Here is a 4,039-nt window from a genome sequence, read left to right on the forward strand (position 1 = left end):
GACCGGCCAGCAGCTGCTGCTGAACACGGACCGCACGGCGCCGTTTGCGCAGGTCACGCTGTTTCTGCCGCTTAAGGGGCCGGACGGGGAGGAGACCGCCTCCGTCCACATCCAGTCGCGGCGGGGGCATAAGGGAGAGCTTGACGCTTCAAACTGCCGGCTGTGGTTCGATCTGAACATGAAGGCTCTGGGTCAGACGCTTGTCGATGTGCAGGTCTTTGACCGGATTGTCAGCCTGAAGCTGCACAATAACGAGCCATGGGCGCAGGAGCTGCTTGAGTCGTCGAAGGATGAGATCAAGTCCGCACTGGAGGGAATCGGCTATCAGCTGTCCTCTTTCAAGGCGGAGCCGATTCCCGTTCACAATACGGAGGCGGCTGCCAAGGCACCGGGAGGTCCTGCCGATTACGTTCCCGATACTTACAAAGGAGTGGATTACCGCATATGAAAGATCCTTCCGGGGAATTCTTAAACAGCATGAAAAAAGCGGTGGCGCTCAAATACGTCCCGGGGAAGACCGAAGCTCCGGTCGTTGTCGCCAAGGGAAATGGATACATTGCAGAAGCTATATTGGAGAAGGCCAAGGAGAACGGAGTTGCCGTTCAGGAGGATGCCGCATTGGTTGAGGTGCTGTCCAAGCTCGATCTCGACCAGCAAATCCCTCCGGAATTATATCAGCTGGTAGCTGAAATCTTAAGCTATGTCTACCGCAGCGATGCCGCCGCCGGAACCCGGGGAGTGGAATGAACGAATGGCATGAGATGGGCGGGAGGGCGGAGAATTACGCCAAGGGCGAACAAATGCATTACAGCCGCAAGCAAAAAGGCAGAGCCGCCGAAGAAGCCGCCGCGCTCTACCTTGGCGCCAAAGGCTATGCCATTGTGGAGCGCAACTGGCGCTGCCGGACGGGGGAGATCGACATCGTCGCCGAGAAGGGCGGCTGTCTCATCTTTATCGAGGTGCGCAGTCGAAGCGGACATCTGACGCAGGGAACGCCGGAGGAATCGGTAGACGCTCCCAAGATGGACCAGGTGAGGCGAACCGCCGGCGTCTACTTGCATATCAACGGTCAAGGCGAACGTCCTGTGTCTTTTGACGTCATTACCGTCATGCTGAACCGGGATTTAAGCATTGCTTCGCTCAATCATATTTGCGATGCGTTCTAAGCTATTCGAGAGATGCGCAAAAGTGCAAATGTCTGCCGAATGCCCGATTATGACTTTTGCGCAGCGCAGGCTGGATGACCAAGGAATTAGAGCTTTGAAAGGCCGGTTGCATGGGTCAGTTCCGAATGAAAATGGGTATACATTAGTGTAACCGTTATTACAACCAAGAGGAGGCTGTCCGAGTGAAACAACAACCGTATGATATACATGTGAAATTTGTATGCCAACATTGCGGGCAGGAAATTGGAGTTGTATTTAATACAGAGCCGGTTACGATCATCAACTGCGGCTCTTGCCATCAGACTTTTACCGTCATGAGGCCGGCGATTGCGGAAGAAATATTACTGGATTGGGAAAATGAAGCGCTGTTCCAAAAAATCCGCGCGGACAAGTCGCAGAGCAGCAATGCTAGCTTGATGATGCTCATTATCAACGTGATTGAATTGCTGACATGGCGGGATAAGGGAGACGGACAGGTGGAGGCCATTAAGGCGATGAGGCGCTGGCTGATCGAGAATGAGGGCACGCCGGTTCTTGCCGAACTGATGCAATCATCGGACAACTTGCGGCTGCATAAACGAAATTTATGAGTCGGCGGCAAGCGGCGGCTTCGTGCTTACAACTGCAGACATAAGGGATAAGCGGAAAGCGCATCCGGGCTTCGGGCGGTACTGGCAAGAGTCGCGTACGGGGCCTGTTTGCCATGCATGAAGAAAACCGCTGATTCATTAGTCCAAATACATATGAATTTCCAGATGCAGAGGAGAGGGAGAAATGGCAAAAGTCTTTTTTACGTCGGATCATCATTTTGGCCATGCAGCCATTATTGATTACGAATCCCGGCCGTTCGGGGATGTGGAGCAGATGAATGAGTCGATGATTGCGAGCTGGAATGAAACCGTGGGGAAAGAGGACCAGGTATTTCATTTGGGCGATTTTTCTTTCCTGAACCGGGAAGGGACAAGCCGTATATTGCACAGGCTGAACGGCTATAAGACGCTGATTCTGGGCAACCATGACCGCAGCCGTTCCCGCAGCTGGTGGCTGGATGCCGGGTTTCAGGAAGTGAGCGGGAACGGCATTATTTATAAGGAATTTTTTCTGCTTACCCACGAGCCCTTGTACATGAACCGGCATATGCCTTACGTCAATATACACGGTCATATCCATGGCCAAAAATATGAAGGGATTAATCACTTCAACGTTTGCGTGGAACACTGGGACTATAAGCCGGTGTCGTTCGAAGACATCATGAATATCCTGGCCTCGCGGCAAGAAGCGGATCGGGATTCATCGGCGGAAGGCTGACTCCCTTAGCCTTTACAGCGTTTGCCCTTTGATGAATCCTTTCAAATGCCCTTTATCGCGGGCGGCTCACGCATTTCGTCATTTTTTTTCTTCTATAATATTAGGCGAAAACATTAGGTGATGGCATGCTGGGCCAAATGCCTGCCTCTACCCCTCCTCCATCGGCGGCTTATCCAGGTTGCGGTACTGAAGCGCCTCTGCAATATGCGCGGATGAAATCCGGTCCGCTCCCTCCAGATCGGCGATGGTGCGGGACAGCTTCAGTATGCGGTCGTAAGATCGCATGCTGAGCCCCAGGCTCTCCAGCAGCGAGTGCAGCATGCGGGCGCCCTCGGGACCGGGATCGGCGTAACGGCGCAGGGTTGTGCCGTAAAGCTCGCTGTTCCAGGAAATGGGCAGATCGCGGTAGCGCTCCGCCTGGAGCGCCTGGGCAGCGGCTACGCTGGAGCGCATTTCCGCCGTCGACAGTCCGGCGCTCTGGGCATTGGCATCCCATTCTCTGGGTCTTGGAACATCCACCTGAAGGTCGATGCGGTCCAGCAGCGGCCCGGAGATCCGGCTGCGGTACTGGGCGATGCGCGAGGCGCTGCAGGTGCAGCGCTGCTGGGGGTGCCCGCTTCCCAGAAATCCGCAGTGGCACGGATTCATTGAACCGGCGAGCATGAATCTCGCCGGATAAGTAAAAGTTGCCCTTGCCCGGCTGAGCGTTACGACATGGTCCTCCAGCGGCTGGCGAAGGACCTCCAGCACACTGCGGGTAAATTCAGGCATCTCGTCGAGGAACAGTATGCCCCGGTGCGCCAGGCTGACCTCGCCCGGCTTCGGAACGCTGCCGCCGCCAATCAGCCCCGCCCCGGAGATCGTATGGTGGGGCGAGCGGAAGGGTCGTTCCCGGATGAGTCCCCGGTGAGCGTTCTTCAGCTTGCCTGCGGCGCTGAATATTTGAGTGACCTCCAGCGCTTCGGTGTCTGTCAGGGACGGCAGAATCCCGGGCAGCCGCTTGATCATCATCGTCTTGCCCGTGCCGGGCGGGCCAATAAGCAGAATGTTATGCATCCCGGCGGCGGCGATGGTCAGCGCCCGCTTGACATGATGCTGGCCCAGCACATCGCTGTAGTCCTCCCGCATGGCCTCGGCCGGTTCGGAGGCGGAGGGGAAGCTGGCGGGAGCGGTATAACGAAGATGCTCCAGCGACAGCGCCATCACAGGCTGGGCCGGGCTTGTTGGGCCGCTGCTCGTCGTTACCGGGAACGGTAGGCCGTTTATTCCTGCATCCAGCCCGTCCGCGTCGTCCGCCGCCTGTGAAGCCGCTGAACCTGCCGCTTCGGTTGGTTCACAGGAGCCGCTGCGTTCTTCTGTCCTGTTTGCAATGGGCGAGGCTGGCGACTCCGGTCCCCGCAGATCCCGTAAATGATCGACGGCATAGACCTGCATGCCGCCGATCAGAGCCGCTTCCGCCGCATTGCCGCGCGGCAGCAGCACCGCCTTGAAACCGGCCTTGCGGGCTGCTTCAATCATCGGCAGCACGCCGGTTACCGGACGGAGGCTGCCGTCAAGCGCGAGCT

General features: G+C 56.8%; 5 protein-coding genes and 1 pseudogene. 5 read left to right on the forward strand and 1 reads right to left on the reverse strand.

Annotated features, from left to right (window positions below):
* From L692_RS32345 to L692_RS0103095, 5 genes and pseudogenes are all read left to right on the forward strand, one after another.
* Window positions 1–448: pseudogene (locus L692_RS32345) on the forward strand (DNA ligase); the annotation flags it as partial.
* Window positions 445–747 (forward strand): EscU/YscU/HrcU family type III secretion system export apparatus switch protein, encoded by a 303-nt coding sequence (locus L692_RS0103080; RefSeq protein ID WP_025697104.1) that lies wholly within the window; start codon window positions 445–447, stop codon window positions 745–747. The pseudogene L692_RS32345 and the gene L692_RS0103080, both read left to right, overlap by 4 nt.
* Window positions 748–800: 53 nt before the next feature.
* Complete coding sequence (locus L692_RS0103085; RefSeq protein WP_036721696.1) at window positions 801–1,166, forward strand: YraN family protein; 366 nt, start codon at window positions 801–803, stop codon at window positions 1,164–1,166.
* A 182-nt stretch (window positions 1,167–1,348) separates the two neighbouring features.
* Complete coding sequence (locus L692_RS0103090; protein ID WP_025697108.1) at window positions 1,349–1,756, forward strand: hypothetical protein; 408 nt, start codon at window positions 1,349–1,351, stop codon at window positions 1,754–1,756.
* 184 nt (window positions 1,757–1,940) lie between these two features.
* The gene (locus tag L692_RS0103095) at window positions 1,941–2,474 is read left to right on the forward strand and encodes a metallophosphoesterase (RefSeq protein ID WP_025697110.1); all 534 of its coding nucleotides are present in this window, start codon (window positions 1,941–1,943) and stop codon (window positions 2,472–2,474) included.
* A gap of 147 nt (window positions 2,475–2,621) precedes the next feature.
* On the opposite strand, the gene L692_RS0103100 is transcribed toward L692_RS0103095, so the two are convergent.
* On the reverse strand, window positions 2,622–4,039 hold a 1,418-nt coding region (locus tag L692_RS0103100; protein ID WP_025697112.1), incomplete at its 5' end, for a YifB family Mg chelatase-like AAA ATPase.

The organism is Paenibacillus forsythiae T98, assembly GCF_000520735.1.
In the GTDB taxonomy this organism is placed as follows: Bacteria; Bacillota; Bacilli; order Paenibacillales; family Paenibacillaceae; genus Paenibacillus_AQ; species Paenibacillus_AQ forsythiae.

Bases quoted from the DNA above. Each gene is read 5' to 3' on its own strand.
- L692_RS0103080 (WP_025697104.1), top strand. From the start codon at position 445: ATGAAAGATCCTTCCGGGGAATTCTTAAACAGCATGAAAAAAGCGGTG.
- L692_RS0103085 (WP_036721696.1), top strand. From the start codon at position 801: ATGCATTACAGCCGCAAGCAAAAAGGCAGAGCCGCCGAAGAAGCCGCC.
- L692_RS0103095 (WP_025697110.1), top strand. From the start codon at position 1,941: ATGGCAAAAGTCTTTTTTACGTCGGATCATCATTTTGGCCATGCAGCC.